17 protein-coding genes and 1 pseudogene are annotated in these 16,223 nt (G+C 70.5%); 8 read left to right on the top strand and 10 right to left on the bottom strand.

Annotated elements, in window-relative coordinates; all coding sequences use genetic code 11:
- From C5E07_RS19525 to C5E07_RS11915, 5 genes and pseudogenes are all read right to left on the bottom strand, one after another.
- A pseudogene (locus C5E07_RS19525) lies at positions 1-533 on the bottom strand (leucine zipper domain-containing protein); the annotation flags it as partial.
- 244 nt (positions 534-777) lie between these two features.
- Positions 778-1,329, bottom strand: coding sequence for a HEAT repeat domain-containing protein (locus tag C5E07_RS11930; protein ID WP_104299592.1), 552 nt, complete (start codon positions 1,327-1,329; stop codon positions 778-780).
- 63 nt (positions 1,330-1,392) lie between these two features.
- A complete protein-coding gene (locus tag C5E07_RS11925) occupies positions 1,393-3,294 on the bottom strand; it encodes an ABC transporter ATP-binding protein (RefSeq protein WP_104299591.1) in 1,902 nt (633 codons plus the stop codon).
- 32 nt (positions 3,295-3,326) lie between these two features.
- Complete coding sequence (locus C5E07_RS11920) at positions 3,327-3,512, bottom strand: hypothetical protein (protein WP_104299590.1); 186 nt, start codon at positions 3,510-3,512, stop codon at positions 3,327-3,329.
- 38 nt (positions 3,513-3,550) lie between these two features.
- Positions 3,551-4,225: a cyclase family protein gene (locus tag C5E07_RS11915; RefSeq protein ID WP_104299589.1), complete on the bottom strand. Its 675-nt coding sequence runs from the start codon at positions 4,223-4,225 to the stop codon at positions 3,551-3,553.
- Positions 4,226-4,296: 71 nt separating this feature from the next.
- Between C5E07_RS11915 and arfB the strand changes: the two genes are divergently transcribed.
- The 3 genes from arfB (at position 4,297) to C5E07_RS11900 (ending at position 6,760) form a co-directional block, all read left to right on the top strand.
- Positions 4,297-4,719 carry an alternative ribosome rescue aminoacyl-tRNA hydrolase ArfB gene (gene arfB, locus C5E07_RS11910; RefSeq protein ID WP_104299588.1) on the top strand — a complete coding sequence of 141 codons (423 nt, stop codon included), beginning with the start codon at positions 4,297-4,299 and terminating at the stop codon, positions 4,717-4,719.
- 203 nt (positions 4,720-4,922) lie between these two features.
- Positions 4,923-5,339, top strand: a complete 417-nt coding sequence (locus tag C5E07_RS11905; RefSeq protein WP_104299587.1) for a nuclear transport factor 2 family protein — start codon at positions 4,923-4,925, stop codon at positions 5,337-5,339.
- Positions 5,336-6,760, top strand: coding sequence for a cytosine permease (locus tag C5E07_RS11900; protein ID WP_104299586.1), 1,425 nt, complete (start codon positions 5,336-5,338; stop codon positions 6,758-6,760). The genes C5E07_RS11905 and C5E07_RS11900 overlap by 4 nt, the downstream gene beginning before the upstream one ends.
- Before the next feature lie 2 nt (positions 6,761-6,762).
- Here the strand turns inward: C5E07_RS11900 and C5E07_RS11895 are convergent, their stop codons facing one another.
- A complete protein-coding gene (locus C5E07_RS11895; RefSeq protein ID WP_104299585.1) occupies positions 6,763-7,485 on the bottom strand; it encodes a M15 family metallopeptidase in 723 nt (240 codons plus the stop codon).
- Between the two features lie 86 nt (positions 7,486-7,571).
- Between C5E07_RS11895 and C5E07_RS11890 the strand changes: the two genes are divergently transcribed.
- Entirely contained in the window at positions 7,572-8,267 is a 696-nt protein-coding gene (locus tag C5E07_RS11890; RefSeq protein WP_104240938.1) for a response regulator transcription factor, read from the top strand.
- Entirely contained in the window at positions 8,264-9,394 is a 1,131-nt protein-coding gene (locus tag C5E07_RS11885; RefSeq protein ID WP_219820078.1) for a HAMP domain-containing sensor histidine kinase, read from the top strand. Before C5E07_RS11890 ends, C5E07_RS11885 begins: the two co-directional genes overlap by 4 nt.
- Here the strand turns inward: C5E07_RS11885 and C5E07_RS11880 are convergent.
- Positions 9,387-9,890 (bottom strand): VanZ family protein, encoded by a 504-nt coding sequence (locus C5E07_RS11880; protein WP_181057972.1) that lies wholly within the window; start codon positions 9,888-9,890, stop codon positions 9,387-9,389. The two genes, C5E07_RS11885 and C5E07_RS11880, sit on opposite strands and share 8 nt — an antisense overlap.
- A gap of 128 nt (positions 9,891-10,018) precedes the next feature.
- On the opposite strand from C5E07_RS11880, the gene C5E07_RS11875 reads away from it, so the two are divergent.
- Complete coding sequence (locus C5E07_RS11875; protein ID WP_258063918.1) at positions 10,019-11,488, top strand: amino acid permease; 1,470 nt, start codon at positions 10,019-10,021, stop codon at positions 11,486-11,488.
- Between the two features lie 128 nt (positions 11,489-11,616).
- On the opposite strand, the gene C5E07_RS11870 is transcribed toward C5E07_RS11875, so the two are convergent.
- The 3 genes from C5E07_RS11870 to C5E07_RS11860 all read right to left on the bottom strand — a co-directional run bounded on the left by C5E07_RS11870 (position 11,617) and on the right by C5E07_RS11860 (position 14,303).
- Positions 11,617-12,300 (bottom strand): triacylglycerol lipase, encoded by a 684-nt coding sequence (locus C5E07_RS11870; protein ID WP_104299582.1) that lies wholly within the window; start codon positions 12,298-12,300, stop codon positions 11,617-11,619.
- 177 nt (positions 12,301-12,477) lie between these two features.
- On the bottom strand, positions 12,478-13,104 hold the full coding sequence (locus tag C5E07_RS11865) for a response regulator transcription factor (RefSeq protein ID WP_104240942.1): 627 nt from the start codon (positions 13,102-13,104) through the stop codon (positions 12,478-12,480).
- Positions 13,101-14,303, bottom strand: a complete 1,203-nt coding sequence (locus C5E07_RS11860; RefSeq protein ID WP_104299581.1) for a sensor histidine kinase — start codon at positions 14,301-14,303, stop codon at positions 13,101-13,103. Before C5E07_RS11860 ends, C5E07_RS11865 begins: the two co-directional genes overlap by 4 nt.
- Positions 14,304-14,468: 165 nt before the next feature.
- On the opposite strand from C5E07_RS11860, the gene C5E07_RS11855 reads away from it, so the two are divergent.
- The gene (locus tag C5E07_RS11855; RefSeq protein ID WP_104299580.1) at positions 14,469-15,536 is read left to right on the top strand and encodes an ABC transporter permease; all 1,068 of its coding nucleotides are present in this window, start codon (positions 14,469-14,471) and stop codon (positions 15,534-15,536) included.
- Positions 15,533-16,219, top strand: a complete 687-nt coding sequence (locus C5E07_RS11850) for an ABC transporter ATP-binding protein (protein WP_104299579.1) — start codon at positions 15,533-15,535, stop codon at positions 16,217-16,219. Before C5E07_RS11855 ends, C5E07_RS11850 begins: the two co-directional genes overlap by 4 nt.
- Positions 16,220-16,223: the final 4 nt, after the last annotated feature.

The following is a 16,223-nucleotide window of genomic DNA, read 5'->3' as shown; positions in this document are numbered from 1 at the left end:
GGGTGGGCGTGGCACGGCGAGCCGGACCACCGCCCCCCGCCCCCCCCCCCCCCCCCCCCCCCCCGCGGTCCGGGATGCTCCCGAGCTTCTTCACATCGATGTGGACCAGGCCCCCGGGATGGGGGGCTGGTATCGCTTCGTGGTCTATCCATGAGCGCGGATCGAGGCCCCGGTCACCGGGTTCAACCACGCTAGCGACGTCACCCCGTGAGGGTTCAGGATCCGAGAGATCGTCCGGGCCGGAACACCGGTCTCGACCGCGAGCCGGGCCGGATCGAATCACAAGGGATCTCACACTTCCAGCACGCGCTTCGACCTCGGCCGGCGTCTTGGAGGGCGAGCGGCGCGGGCGGCTTGATCGATCGACCAGACCCGACAGACCCTCCGCGCGGAAACGCACGACCCAGCGATGCGCGCACTGCCGCGACACCCCGAGCTCGCGCGACATAAGACGCCGGACGACGCTCGAACACGATCCGCTCGACCAGCAACCGCCGACCATGAACCGCGAGACGGGCCTTGGCGCGGGACATAGAGGCCTCCTGGCGATGGCAGAACGAGACAGCTCCATCAAGCCAGGAGGCCTCGTCACATCACAAGACCCGAAGCGACACCAACGCCACGGCCGAGTAGAGCTAGTCCGCGCATCTGCGACTACCTCCACGGTCCGCCCGCAGAAGCTCGTCTGCATGCCCGCCCCTATCGCGACCTTAGAGCGTCGCAGCCGACTCCACCGCACGCCTAGAGTCGGTGGATCGAGCCCAAACGCAGCGCTGCCTAGTTCTTTGGGAACCTCACGCGCAGCGCGTCAAGGCCCTGCTGGGCGCTTCGCCGCACCTCGATCTCGGGATCCTTGAGCAGCGGGCGCAGGCGATCCACGTCTTCGAGCGTGCCCACGGCTGCCAGAGACCTCGCGGCTGCCGATCGCACTCGAGCGACACTGTCGTCGAGCAGCCCGGCCAGTTCGGATGCTGCTGGGAGCTCGCGCGCTGCGACAACCCGTGCTCCCATCTCGCGGACGCGCCAAGCCGGGTTGCCGAGCGTGCCGATCACCGCAGGCGCGGCCGACTCATCCCAGACGTACAGCAGCGCACGGGTGCCCCAGAGCTCGGGCCAGTAGAGCACGGGCGCGCCATCGAGGATTCCCTGCGCGTGATCGCCGCCGACGTAGAGGAGGAGGTCATCGCCTTCGTCGTACCCCTTCATGAGGTTGAGTACCCGCTCAACGAACTCGGACTGGCCGTATCGCTCGACGGCAGCCGCGAGCCGCTGCTCGAGCGGGAGGTCTACAGGAACGGGCGCAGGATTTGGCGAAGTGATTTCAGGCATCAGCTCACCCTACGCGGACCGCGCTCCGGTCAGGTGCCCAAGCAGCGCCTTCCCGTTTCGTACTCAGGATCCACCCGCCGCATCCTCATCCGCCGCCACGTTCTTCTGCACGGCGAACTGGGTCCGGTGCAGTTCCTCGTACCGCCCGGCCGCGGCAAGCAGTTCTTCGTGCGTGCCGCGCTCGACGATGGAGCCGTCCTCGATCACGAGGATCTGGTCGGCGCTGCGGATGGTGGACAGGCGGTGGGCGATCACCATCGCCGTGCGTCCCTCGAGCGCCTCGCTCAGCGCCGCCTGCACGGCGGCCTCCGACGTCGAGTCGAGCGCTGCCGTCGCCTCATCGAGGATGACAACCCGCGGCTGGGCGAGCAGGAGCCTCGCGATGGTCATCCGCTGGCGCTCACCGCCCGACAGCCGGTAGCCGCGCTCGCCCACCATGGTGTCCAGCTGATCAGGCAGCGACCGGATGAGCGGCTCGAGCCGCGCCCGGCGCACGGCATCCCACACCTCGTCGTCGGTCGCCTCGGGCCTCGCGAGACGCAGGTTGGAGAGGATCGTCTCGTGGAAGAGATGGCCGTCCTGCGTGACCATGCCCAGGGTGTGCCGCATCGACGCGAAGGTGACGTCGCGGACGTCCGTCCCCGCGAGACGCACGGCACCGCTGTCGACGTCGTAGAGGCGCGAGAGGAGCTGCGCGATCGTGGACTTGCCGGCACCGGACGTGCCGACCAGGGCGACGGTCTGCCCCGGCTCGATGCGGAAGGACACCCCGTGCAGCACCTCCTCGCCGCCGCGGGTATCCAGCGTCGCGACCTCCTCGAGGGAGGCGAGCGACACCTTGTCCGCGGACGGGTAGGCAAAGCGGACGTCGTCGAACTCGACCGACACCGGGCCCTCGGGGACGACGGTCGCGTCGGGCTTCTCCTGGATGAGCGGCTCGAGATCCAGCACCTCGAAGACGCGCTCGAAGCTGACCACCGCGCTCATGATCTCGACGCGTGCGTTCGCGAGGCTCGTGAGCGGCGCGTAGAGACGCGTGAGGAGCAGCGCGAGGGTGACCACGTCGCCGGTCTCCAGCTGTCCGCCGAGCGCGAGGACGCCGCCGAGCCCGTAGACAAGCGCGAGGGCGAGCGCGGAGACCAGCATCAGCGCGGTGAAGAAGACGAACTGCAGCATCGCCGTGCGAACGCCGATGTCGCGGACACGCGCGGCGCGCACGCGGAACTCCTCGGCCTCCTCATCCGGCCGGCCGAACAGCTTGACGAGGGTGGCGCCGGGCGCCGAGAAGCGCTCGGTCATCTGCGTGCTCATGGCCGAGTTGTGGTCGGCGGCCTCGCGGCGCAACGCGGCGAGGCGGCTGCCCATGCGACGTGCGGGGATCAGGAAGATGGGGAGCATGATCACGGCGAGCACGGTGACGAGCCAGGACGTGCTGAGCATGACGATCAGGGTCAGGATGAGCGCCACGAGGTTCGTGACCACGCCCGACAGGGTGCCGCTGAAGGCTTGCTGGGCGCCGATCACGTCGTTGTTCAGGCGGCTCACGAGGGCGCCCGTCCGCGTGCGGGTGAAGAAGGCGATGGGCATCTTCTGCACATGGTTGAAGACGGCGGTGCGGAGGTCGAGGATCACACCCTCGCCGATCCTCGCCGAGTACCAGCGCGTCGCGAGCGACACGGCCGCGTCGGCGATGGCCACGAGCGCGATGACGACGGCGATCCAGACGATCGTGCTGACTGCACCCCGGGCGACGATGACGTCGACCACCTGGCCGGCGAGCACCGGCGTCGCGACCGCGAGGAACGCGCCAACGATCGACAGGGCGATGAACAGCACCAGCTTGGCCCGGTAGGGCACCGCGAACGTCAGGATGCGCCGCACCGATTCACGCGAGAAGCCGTGCTTTCCATCCCTGGCGGACGAAATCTTGTAGAGCGAACTCCAGGCAGCGCCTTCCATGCTCATAGCGGTTCCTTCCCGTCAGCAGGAGGCTCAGCCTAGATCGCGGTTCGCCAGCGATTGCGCTTGTCCGCCAGGGGCGAAGGACGTTCGATGTAGGTAATCCACACCTGCTGCGAGCCGGCTTCAACGGACGCGTCGTCCCGCGCGACGCCGTCCGGGGTGCTCGGGACGTCGGGGGAGAAGGAGCGCTCGGCGTGGCCTCCGTTTCGCGCCACCTTCACGGCGAAAATCCGCTCGGCGATCGCGGCACCTCCGACGGCTATGCGCGGTGCATCGCGACCGCACGCACCGGCGAGCCGTCGAGGCCCGTGAACGGCAGCGGCAGGGCGGAGATCCACGGGTCGCGCGCGGTGTCGATGGCGGACAGGTTCGTGAGGTTCTCGATGATGACGCCGCCCGCGCCCAGGAAGACCTCGTGGAACGGGAGGTCGGCGGATGCTGCGGTCGCGTCCGTGCGGTCAGGGCTGAGGGTGTCGACGCCGACGACCGTCACACCCACGGCGAGGAGACGCTCGGCGATCGCCGCATCCAAGAAGGGGTGCTCGAGATAGTCGGGCTGCCCGAACCGCTTCGACCAGTCGGTCCGGAACACGACGATCGTGCCGGCCGCGAGCTGCTCGAGCTGGGCGGCGACCTGAGCGAGTTCGATCCTGTCTCCGGGCTGCGCAAGCTCGGTCACATCGACGAGATGCAGCGGCCCCGCGAGCCGGCCAAGATCGAGGCGGTCGACCGTGGCTCCGTCGGCGATCGAGTGCGAGGGCGCATCTAGGTGCGTGCCGGTGTGCGTCCCGAGCTGCAGGGCGTGCACCACAACCCCGTCGTCCGCGAGGGAGGTGGCGGGTTCGACCCGCACCTCAGGGTCGCCGGGGTAGATCTGCATGCCCGAGCTGAGCGGGTGCGTGAGGTCGACGATCTTCGGATGCGTGTGCGCCATGGGGCCACCCTAGGCATTCGCGATCCACGAGCCGCCGTTCCGAACGTCCCGGCGCGTGGGAGGCTTGGCGCATGGATTTGGAGGTGTCACGCTCGCTCACGATTCCGGCCGCGGAGCTCGGCTGGCGCTTCTCGCGATCCTCCGGGCCGGGCGGGCAGCACGTCAACACCTCCGACAGCCGGGTCGAGCTCTTCTGGAACGTCGGAGCATCGCTCGTGCTCAGCGACGAGCAGCGACGGATGCTCCTGTCGCGACTCGGCAAGCGCCTCGTGTCCGGGGTGGTCACGGTTGCATCCTCCGAGCGGCGCTCGCAGCTGCGCAACCGCGAGGCGGCGCTCGAGAAGCTCGCGAACCTCGTGCGCGAGGGCCTCGCGCCGCCCGGACCGAAGCGCCGGGCAACCAAGCCCACCAAGGGCTCGCAGCGTCGCAGGCTCGAGTCGAAGGGCCAACGCTCGGCGACGAAGGCGCAGCGCAGGCGCCCGTCTCACGACTAACCACGACTAATGCGGCGCGCTGAGCGCTGGACGACTTGGACATAATGCCCCTTGTCAACCGAAATGAGTTCGGTTCCTCCCTGGACGAGGCTCGGCGTGTAGGTGTTTGCTTGGTTTGTGCGGCGACTGCACTGCGATGGCCGGAAGCCGACCGCCGTTCGAAGCCTGTCAGCAGAGCCCACCAAGTCCAAGGGAGCACTTGAATGTCGACCACACCCACGCAGGAGGCAGTGCTCGCGGCTGCCGATGCCATCATCGACGCCTTCCGCGCGACGGACACCGAGGCGTACTTCGCCGGGTTCGCGCCGGACGCGTCGTTCGTCTTCCACCCCGAGCCCGCGCGCCTCGACTCGCGCGCCGAGTACGAGGCGCTGTGGGCGGGCTGGGTCGCGGCGGGGTGGCGGGTCGTCTCGTGCGCATCCACCGACCGCCTCGTGCAGGTCTTCCCGGGCGGCGCGGTCTTCAGCCACACGGTGGCGACGAGCGTCGAGTCTGCCGACGGACCGGCCTCCTACCTCGAGCGGGAGAGCATCGTCTTCACTGTCGGCGACGAGGGCTCGCTCATCGCGGTCCATGAGCACCTGTCCGCGCCGACGACTGACGCGGAGGCATCCTCATGACCGGCCCGAAGACCATGGCCCTGAACCTCGACGGCCAGGACGACTCGGCGGGCCCCGTCCGCGGCACGCAATCGCTCATCCGCATCGCCCTCATCTGGCTCGCCGCGAACCTCGTCGTCACGACGCTCCTCACGGGCACCCTTTTCGTGCCTGGCGTCTCGTTCGGCACCGCGACCGGGATGATCGTGCTCGGCACCCTGATCGGCGTCATCGTGCTCGTGCTCATCGGCAACATGGGCACCCGCACGGGCCTCCCGACGATGGCGCTCACACGTGGCGCGTTCGGCATCCGCGGCAGCCTCGTGCCGGCGGCCTCCAACCTCATCGTGCTGATGGGGTGGAGCTGGGTGCAGGCGATGCTCGCCGGCGTCACCGTCGACTTCCTCGTGTTCGAGGCGACGGGCTTCTCGAACCCGATGCTGTTCTCCGCCATCTGCCAGAGCATCGTCGTTGTGCTCGCGATCTTCGGCCACACGGGCATCTCTCGCGTCGAGCCGTGGCTGGCGCTCGTGATCCTGGTGGTCATGGGCTTCGTGTTCGCGGCAGCGTTCGGCGCGTTCAGCCCCGGCGAATTCGCCGCGCTGCCCGTGGATGCGGAGCTCGGCGGTACCCCGTTCATCACGCTCGACCTGGTCATCGCGACGGCCATCTCGTGGACCGTCCTCTCCGCCGACATGAATCGGCACGCGAAGAACAGCGTCGCCGGAGTCGTCGGCTCGGGCGTGGGCTACACGCTCTCGACCACGATCGCCATGTTCCTCGGCCTCGTCGCGTTCAGCGTCGTGCTCCTTCGCGGAAGCGAGGCGATCGCCTTCGACCCGACCGTGATCGTCGCCGAGTTCGGCTGGCCGCTCGGCATCGCGATCTTCCTCTCGGTGATGGCGACCAACACCATGGTCGTCTTCGGCATGGTCACCTCGGTCATCAACGCGCAGTCGAAGTGGCACCTCCGCTTCCTGCCGACGGCGATCGTCCTCGGCATCGTGTCGATCATCGGCTCGACGTTCCTGGGCCTCCTGAACCAGTTCACCGACTTCCTCTTCATCATCAGCGCGTTCTTCGTGCCCGTGTTCGCGATCATGATCGCCGACTACTACCTGCTGAAGCGCCGCAGCTACTCGCGGCAGATCCTGCAGGAGCGGCCCGAGAGCCGCTACTGGTACCTGGGTGGCATCAACTGGGTGGCGGTGTTCGTGTGGATCTTCGGCGCCGCACTCTCGTACGTGCTCGCGTACGTCGCTCCGAGCCTCATCGGGGCGAACATCCCGGCCTTCGCGGTGAGCTTCGCCCTCTACCTCGGTCTCACCTGGGCGCTGCGCGCTGTGAAGCCGCTTGGCCTCGCCGACCCGCGCGACGCCGTCCACGCGGGGCACCTGCTCGACGAGGAAGAACAGGCGGGAGAGCCGGCTCGAGGGAACTGACCCTAGCTCCGCAGCCGCGGGTCGTACGTCGGGTCTGGGTACTGCTCGGCGCATCCGTTGGCGGGGGCTGAGGCTTGGAACTCGAAGTGCCACGGCTCGTTGACGTAGGTCTGGCAGAGGCCGTACCGCGACCCATTGGTGGCGAGCCAGTCGGATGCACCTCCGCCTTCCACGTCGACGGCGTCGCCCGAGACGTGCAGGGAGGTCTCCGGGGAGGCAACCCAGCGAGACGCCTCCTCCGCGGAGCCGTACTCGGCGACCGCATCCCGCAGCAGCTGCCGCTGCAGCTCCGCCGACCGCCACCCGCTGTTGACCATGACGTACACGCCGTCCAGCTCGGCGTCGCTCGTCGCCTCCTGCAGCGAGTCGAGGAGCACGGGGGAGAGGTTGGCGATGCCGGCGTACTCGGTCTCGAACGCCGTCGTGCCGAACTGGAGCCGCCCGTCTGGGTTCTCCGCGCCGGCATCCCCCGAGCTGGTTTCGACTGCTGACTCGCCGCCCGACCCGGCCGACCCGGCCGTGGAGGGGGCGGCGAGCGCCGCATCCGGCGCCGGGGCCTCACGGTGCGACGCGGCTGTCTGCCCGAGCTGCGCCGAGAAGAGCGCGACGCCGAGACCGGCGAGCGCGACGAGGGATGCGCCGCCGACGAGGAGGCGCACGCTCCGCTTCTTCGCGGGTGGGTCGGTGACGGTGCGCTGGTGGCGGGGCGAGCTGGTGAGCGTCATGGCACAAGTTCAGGCGAGCGCACGTTGCCGTGGCGTTGCGGGTTTCCCATACGCGGGCGATATGCCGCGGCTCGTATCATCGGCACATGCGTGTGCTGTTGGTAGAGGACGAGCCCTACATGGCGGAGGCGATCCGTGACGGGCTGCGGCTCGAGGCGATCGCCGCCGACATCGCCGGCGATGGGCACGCGGCGCTGGAGCTGCTGAGCGTCAACGACTACGACGTCGCCGTGCTCGACCGCGACATCCCCGGCCCGTCCGGCGACGAGGTCGCGAGACGCATCGTCGCCTCCAAGAGCGGGGTGCTCATCCTCATGCTCACGGCCGCCGACCGCCTCGACGACAAGGCGTCGGGCTTCGAGCTCGGCGCCGACGACTACCTCACGAAGCCGTTCGAGCTGCAGGAGCTCGTGCTCCGGCTGCGCGCCCTCAACCGCCGCCGCGCGCACAGCCGCCCGCCCATCCACGAGATCGCCGGCCTCAAGCTCGACCCGTTCCGCCGCGAGGTGTATCGCGACGGGCGCTACGTCGCCCTCACCCGCAAGCAGTTCGCGGTGCTCGAAGTGCTCATGAGCGCCGGCGGGGGAGTGATCAGCGCTGAGGAGCTGCTCGAGAAGGCGTGGGACGAGAACGCGGACCCCTTCACGAACGCCGTGCGCATCACGGTCTCCGCGCTCCGCAAGCGTCTCGGCGAGCCGTGGCTCATCGTGACCGTGCCGGGCGTCGGCTACCGCATCGACGCCGAGGCCGCATCGGTGCTCGACGAGAACGAACTCCGGTGACGAGGCAGCGCGGCCTCAGCGTCCGCCTGAAGCTCGCGCTGAGCTACGCGGCCTTCCTCATGATCGCGGGCGCCCTGCTGCTCGCCGTCGTCTACGCCTTCCTCCTCCGCTACGTTCCGGCTGAGGCGATGGCCAGCGAGTGGACCTTCTTCCCCGGCCGCACCGACCTCGTCCGCGCGTTCGTGCCGGCCGCGGCCTGGGCGCTGCTGTTCCTGCTCGTCTTCGCGCTGGTCGGCGGCTGGTTCCTGGCGGGGCGGATGCTCGCCCCGCTCACCCGCATCACGAACGCCACGCGGGCCGCGGCGGCCGGGTCGCTGTCACACCGCATCCGCCTCGACGGCCGGAGCGACGAGTTCACCGAGCTGGCGGACAGCTTCGACGCCATGCTCGCGCAGCTCGAGGCGCACGTCGCGCAGCAGCAGCGCTTCGCGGCGAACGCCTCGCACGAGCTGCGCACGCCCCTCGCGATCTCGCAGACGCTCCTCGACGTCGCCCGCCGGGACCCGGGGCACGACCACGACGAGGTGCTCGGGCGCCTGCACTCGGTCAACGCGCGCGCGATCGAGCTGACCGAGGCGCTGCTCGTGCTGAGCCGCACCGAGCACGGCACCTTCGCGACCGAACGCGTCGACCTGTCGCTCGTCGCCGAGGAGGCGGCCGAGACGCTGCTGCCGCTCGCCGAGAAGCGCGGCGTCGCCATCGAGACGGAGGGGGAGGCCGCGGACACGATCGGCTCGCCCGCCCTCATCTCCCTCCTCACGACGAACCTGCTGCACAACGCGATCGTCCACAACCTCCCCGAGGGCGGCACGGTGCGCCTGACGACGGCGTCGGCACCGGATGCGGCGACCCTCGTCGTCGAGAACACGGGAAGCATGGTCGGCCCCGAGCTGCTGGCGACCCTCACGGAGCCGTTCCAGCGCGGCGAGCAGCGCGCCCGCAGCGACCACGCCGGGGTGGGGCTCGGCCTCGCGATCGTGAAGAGCGTCGTCAAGGCCCACGGTGGAACGATGCGCCTCGCTGCCCGGGACGGGGGCGGGCTGCGCGTGACCGTCCAGCTGCCGCCGGCCACGCGGGCCGCGACCCGTCCTGCGCTCGGCTCCCAGCCGGGTGCCCGCGCTAGCTGAACGCCGCGCGACGCACGCTCGGGGCGACGACGGCCGCGCCGAGCAGCGCGCCCACGGTGTTCGCGACGATGTCGCTCGTGTCGAAGCTGCCGACGGCGAGCGCGAACTGCGTCGTCTCCATCGCGAGGCTCGTGAAGCCGGCCGCGAAGAACGTCTTCGGGCCAGGCAGGACGCGCCACAGGTACCCGGTGCAGAGGCCGAACGGCACGAAGACGGCGACGTTCGCGAGCACCTCCAGCGGCTTGCTCGCCGCGTACCCCTCGCTCGCGATGAACGGGATGAGCTTCAGCTGCCTCGTCTCGCCCCACCCGACGAACGGCACCTCGAGCTTCCACACGATGAGCCACGTCAGCAGCACCAGGTACGCGAGGAAGAGCACGGCCACGAGGAAGCGCGGCGCCCGCGACGGTCGACGAGTCCTCGGCGCCTGCTGGGCGGTGGCGAACGCCCCGGTCGTCGGGAGTTCCAGGGTCTGGTCTGCTCGGCTGTAGCTCATGGCGACAGCCTCTCGGGGGACGTGTTGCGGCGGCGTATGCGGGTTTCGATACGCGGACGATACCTGCCAGCACGGGGGAAGCCAGGGGTGCCGTGCCGGGGCCGCCATTCGTGAGAGACTTCCGGCTTGTGACTTCCGCCAGCGCATCCGAGAACAGCAACCAGCACGAGGCTGCGCGAGAACCGCAAGCGGTCGCAGGGCAGGCGAGCTCCGCCCACCACCTGCAGCGCTCCCTCTCGCCGCGCCAGCTCGCGATGATGGGCCTCGGCGGCGCGATCGGCGCCGGCCTCTTCGTCGGCTCGGGGCAGGCGATCGCCGTCGCGGGCCCCGCCGTGCTCGTCTCCTACGCGGTCGCGGGCCTGCTCGTCATCCTCGTGCTGTTCATGCTCGCCGAGATGGCCGCCGCCGACCCGCAGAGCGGCGCCTTCTCCGTGTACGCGGCAAAGGCCTTCGGTGCCACGGCCGGCGCGACGCTCGGCTGGTTCTACTGGATGCAGCTGGTCATCGTCATCGCCGCCGAGGCGACGGGCGCGGCCGCGATCGTCGCAGCCTGGACGCCCGGCATCCCGCAGGGCGTGTGGGCGCTCGCCTTCATGGTCGCGTTCACGCTCATCAACCTCCTCGGCGTGCGCCGCTACGGCTCCTTCGAGTTCTGGTTCGCGGTGCTCAAGGTCGCCGCCATCATCGGCTTCCTCGTGCTGGGCGCCGCCCTCCTCTTCGGCCTCATCCCCGACGTCCCGTCCCCGGGCCTCTCGAACCTCGTCGCCGGCGACGGCTTCGCGCCAACCGGCATCCTCGGCATCTCCGCGGCCCTGCTCATCGTCATGTTCAGCTTCGGCGGCACCGAGCTCACCGCGATCGCCGCCGCCGAGACGCGCGACCCGGCCACGAGCATCCGCCGCGCCGTGCGCAGCGTGCTGTGGCGCATCCTGCTCTTCTACATCGGCTCCGTGTTCGTCATCGTCGCCGCACTCTCCTGGACGGACCCAGCCGTCGTCGCGGGGCCCTTCGCCGCGGTGCTCGCCCTCACGAACATCCCGGGCGTCGACCTCATCATGTCGGCCATCATCGTCATCGCCCTCCTCTCGGCGCTCAACGCCAACCTCTACGGCGCCTCCCGCATGGTCTACTCGCTCTCCGAACGCCGCTTCGCGCCCCGCGGCATGCAGCGCCTCGCGAAGAACGGCACTCCCACCATCGCGGTGCTCGTCTCGGTCGGTGTCGGCTTCCTCACGGTGATCTTCAACTTCCTCGCCCCAGACGCCGTGCTCCCGACGCTCCTCAACATCGTCGGTTCGACGCTCATCGTGCTGTGGGCGACGGTCACGGCGTCGCAGTTCGTGCTGCGGCGGCGGGCGGATGCGCGCGGCGAGACCCTCACGGCCCGCATGCCCGGGTTCCCGTGGCTGAGCATCCTCGCCGGCGTCATCCTCGTCGTGATCGTCGTCCTGACGATGCTCAACGAGGGCTCACGGGAGCAGCTGCTCGCGACGCTCGCCATGACGGCCGTCATCGCGATCGCGTGCGCCTTCACCAACCGCCGCCTGCGCCGGCAGGGCATCGACCCCGTGCAGCTGCTGCGCGGCGAACACCACTGAGCTGAAGCCCGGGGCGCGAACTCTGGGGCGTGATCCCAGGCAGTGAGTCCCGGGTCGCGATTCCTGTGTCGCGAGTCCTGGGCCGTGACCGGTCGCCGCCAGGCCGGGTGCGCCTCAGCTTCGCCGGCTCAGGCCCCGGTCAGCTCCTTCAGCACCGCGAAGCCCCGCAGGATGCCGGGGTGGGTGAGGATGCGGAAGTGGCCGCCCGTCGGCAGCTCGATGTTGCGTGCGAGCTCGAGCACGCTGCCGTCGGGGATGTGCGGGTCGAAGCGGCCGAACACGGAGACGATGCGGGCGTTCGCTTCGCTCTCGCGGGCCAGCGCGAGGATGGTTGCGTCGCTGGGGGAGAAGATGCGCAGGCTCGAGACGGCCATCGCGCGGGCGTAGCGGGAGCCCGCGAACGGCGTTGCGATAGCGAGCATCCCCGCGATCCGCTCGGCGCTGTCGCCGAACGACATGGCGAACTTGCCGACGAGCCCGCCCTTGCTGTGCGTCACGAGGAGCACGTCCGTGAGGTCGTGGGCCCGCAGGTACGCGGCGACGTGCTCGGCCGCGTCCGGGACCGGCCGGTGGTTGAAGCCGAGCGGCTCGAGCACGTGCACGGGGTGGCCGTTCTCGTGGATGGCCTCGATGAGCGGCAGCATGAACCGCCAGGGTTCGTAGACGCCGGGGATGATGACGACCGGGGCACCGTCGCCGCTGAGGTACGAGCTGGCCTCGGCGCGGCTGAAGGCGGCACGGACCTGCCGCTCGAGGGCGTAGACGTAGTCGAGCGCCCACCAGCCGAGCTTCTGCAGTGCGCCTGTGATCATCGCGCGGCTCGATCGCCGGCGGCGGGAGGCCTCGACGGACGCCCCGCGGGGGATGGGCCTTGCGCGGGGTTAGCCGAACGCCGTCGCCGCGGTGTGAGGACTGCCATGCAAACGCCTTCCCTGGAACGGGTCTCGGCCTGCTGCCGGGAGGCGCGGCTTCGACGGGGAACGAGCAGGCTACCGGAGGATGCCGCGTGCTCTCGCCTCGGAGACCGCCGCGGTGCGGGACGTTGCGCCGAGCTTCGTGAAGACGTGCGCGAGGTGCGACTTCACGGTCGTCTCCGTGACGAAGAGCGCCGCGGCGACGTCCGTGTTCGAGAGTCCGGATGCGACGAGCTCGAGCACTTCGATCTCCCGCGGCGAGAGGCTCTGCTGGGGCGTGCGGAGCCGGTCCATGAGGCGGGAGGCGATGGGCGGCGCGAGCGCGCTCGCACCGCTCGCCGCGGCCCGGACTGCCGCGAGCAGCTCGTGGGGCGGCGCATCCTTCAGCAGGTAGCCGCTGGCGCCAGCTTCGACGGCTCCGAGGATGTCGCCCTCTGAGTCGTAGTTCGTGACGACGAGCACGTGCGGCGGGTCGGGGAGGCTGCGGATGCGGCGGGTCGCGGATGCGCCGCTCTCGTTCTCGCGCGCACCGAACTGGAGGTCCATGAGCACGAGGTCGGGCCGCTCGGTGGCCGCCGCCTGCACGGCCTCCTCGGCGGTGGACGCCTCCGCCGCGACCTCGATGTCGGGCTCGAGGCCGAGGAGGGCACGGAGGCCCGCTCGGACGACGGGGTGGTCGTCGGCGATCACGACGCGGATCATGCGGTGCCTTCCCTGGGGAGCGTTGGGAGCGTGACGGTCAGGGTGGTGCCCTGGCCGACGCTGGAGGTGACGTCGAGGGAGCCGCCGAGCTGCTGCACTCGCTCACGGGTGGCGACGAGCCCGAACGAGTCCGAGTTCGCGCCGCCAGCCTGCTCGTGGGTGCTGGCGTCGAAGCCCCGGCCGTCATCGGCGACGGCGAAGACGAGCCCGGCCGCCGACTCGTCGAGCGTGATGGTCGCGCGGCTCGCGCCAGCGTGCTGCACGACGTTGGCGATGGCGCCCTGCGCGATGCGCAGCAGGGCAGTCTGCACGGGCATGGGCAGGGAGTCGGCGCTGCTGTGCACCTCGACGCGGATACCGTGCGCGGCCGATGTCGCGTCCGCGAGCCGCCGCAGCGCCTGCTCGAGGTCCATGCCGTCGAGGTCCGGCGGCGCCAGCTCGCGGATGAAGCGTCGCGTCTCGGCCAGGTTGTCGGCGGCCGTCTCCCTCGCCAGGCGGATGTGCCCGACCCCGGCGCCGTCGGGGTCGGCGCGCTCGGCGGCGTGCAGCAGCATCTGGATGCTCGCGAGGCCCTGCGCGACCGTGTCGTGGATCTCGCGGGCGAGGCGGGAGCGCTCCGTGAGGGTGCCAGCCTCCCGCTCCGTCGCGACGAGGTGCTCCTGCGTCGCCAACAGCTCCCGCATGAGCTGCTCCCGCTCCCTCGCCTCCTTCGCGAGCGCCTCGTAGCCGATCCCAATGAGTACCGCGACGCCCGCGCCGATGCAGGGGCCGATGACGCCGGCGACCGACCAGCCCTCGTGGAGCCCGAGGCCGATGACGGCGATGGCGGTCGTCGCGGCGACCGCCAGCATCCCAGCCCGTCGGCCGAGCAGGTGCAGGTACACGAAGAAGAGCGGGAAGACGAGGTACGCCGCCTCGCGGGAGAGCCAGAGCAGCAGCATCCACTCGAGCGTCAGGGCGAGTAGCCAGAGGAGTCGCTGCCTGGGCAGGGCGGCGCTCGGCCGCGTGCGCCTGGATGCTGCGATCGCCCCGAGCGCGTACGTCGCGCCGAAGAGCAGCGTCGCGGCCAGCACGAGCACCGTGCTCTGCTCGGGGGCGAGCACAGCGCGCACGGCGACCAGCGCCAGGAGACCGAAGGAGAGGGCGTGGAGCCCCGTGCGCAGTCCCACGAAGACGGGAGTGAGCGCAGTGGTCGGCATGCGGCTCAGCCTAGACACGGCTCGCGTCGCGGTCATCCTTCGAAAGGTGGAGCGGCGACTCCACCGTGCGGTGCGCGAGGAGTGTGCCGACGGGCGATGCCGGGAGGGGGTGCTCGGCGGGAGGGTTGCCTGAGCCGCCGGAACTGGCGGCAGGAAAGGACCACCATGTTCGTCGCGCTCCGCGACCTCCGCTTCGCGAGAGGCCGATTCGTGCTGATCGGCGCCGTCGTCGCGCTCATCACCGTGCTCGTCGGGTTCCTCAGTGGGCTCACGGGCGGCCTCGCCACCCAGAACATCTCGGGAGTCCTGGCGCTGCCCGCCGACCGCCTCGTCTTCACCGTCCCGGCGGGTGACGACGCACCGAGCTTCTCCACCTCGTCGCCGTCCCGTGAGCAGGCGGACACGCTCGCCTCGTTCCCGGGTGTGAGCAGCGTCGACCCGCTCGGCATCAGCCAGCTCCGGGCTGAGACCGCCGAGACGGGGGCCGCCGTCGCCGTCTTCGGGGTCCCGGCCGGGTTCGCGGATACCTCGCCAGCGGCGGCAGGCGAGATCACTCTCTCTGGTGCCGCGGCCGAGGACCTCGACGCCACGGTCGGCGACGACGTCACCATCAGCGGCGCCGCCTTCGAGGTGGCCTCGGTCGGACCGGAGGCCTGGTACAGCCACACGCCGGTCGTGCAGATCACCCTCGCCGACTGGCAGGCGCTCGCCGAGCAGACGGGCGCTCCCGGCGCCTACGCCACCGTGCTCGCCGTCTCGGGAGACCCGGACTGGGCCGCGGCGGATGCCGAGACCGGCACCGTCTCCGAGTCCCTGCTCGGTGCCCTCGGCGCGCTCGCCGCGTTCCGCTCCGAGGTCGGCTCGCTACTGCTCATGGTCGCGATGCTGTTCGGCATCTCCGGGCTCGTGATCGGCGCGTTCTTCACGGTGTGGACCATGCAGCGGCAGGGCGACATCGCCGTGCTCAAGGCGCTCGGGGCGAGCACACGATCGCTCGCACGGGATGCCCTCGGCCAGGCCCTCCTGGTGCTCGTCGCCGGAATCGGCGTGGGGGTGGGGCTCGTCGCCATCCTCGGCGCCCTCGCGGGCCAGGCCCTGCCGTTCCTGCTGAGCCCCCTCACCACCCTCCTCCCGGGAGCCATCATGATCGCCCTCGGGCTCGCCGGGGCCGCGTTCGCGCTGCGCTCCGTGACCACAGCCGACCCCCTCACCGCACTCGGGAGCAACCGATGATCGCACTGGACAACATCACCCTCACCTTCCCCGACGGGGGAGGGCGCCTGACCGCGCTCGACGGCGTCAGCCTCACCGCCGACCGGGGGACCGTGACCGGCATCACGGGGCCGAGCGGCTCGGGCAAGTCGAGCCTGCTCGCCGTCGCGGCCACCCTCATCCGCCCGGATTCCGGCGGCGTGACGATCGGCGGCGTCGACGCGAGCGGCATGAGCCGCACGGAGTCGGCGGCCCTGCGTCGGTCCAGCATCGGCATCGTCTTCCAGCAGGCGAACCTCCTCCCGTCGCTCACGGCGCGCGAGCAGCTGCTCGTCATGAACGAGCTCGGTGAGCCCGGAAGCCGCCGCCGCAGGCCTGCCGCCGCGGCGCACGCCGACGAGCTGCTCGCCGCGGTCGGTCTCGCGGAGCACGGCGCGAAGCGGCCGCACCAGCTCTCCGGCGGCCAGCGGCAGCGTGTCAACATCGCGAGGGCCCTCATGAACGACCCGAGTGCGCTCCTCGTCGACGAGCCGACCAGCGCGCTCGACCAGGAGCGCGGGGCCGCGATCATCGAGCTCATCCTGCGCCTCACCGAGGAGCTGGACACGGCGACCCTGCTCGTCACGCACGACCTCACCCACCTGCCCCGGATGCACGACACGGTGCAGCTGGTCGACGGGAGACTCGTGCAGCTCCAGCACTGAGCCG

The sequence above is a fragment of the Pseudoclavibacter sp. RFBJ3 genome (assembly GCF_002931375.1).
GTDB lineage: Bacteria > Actinomycetota > Actinomycetes > Actinomycetales > Microbacteriaceae > Pseudoclavibacter.
Note: the sequence above shows the minus strand (reverse complement) of the source record. Positions and strands in the feature narration are given on the sequence as shown.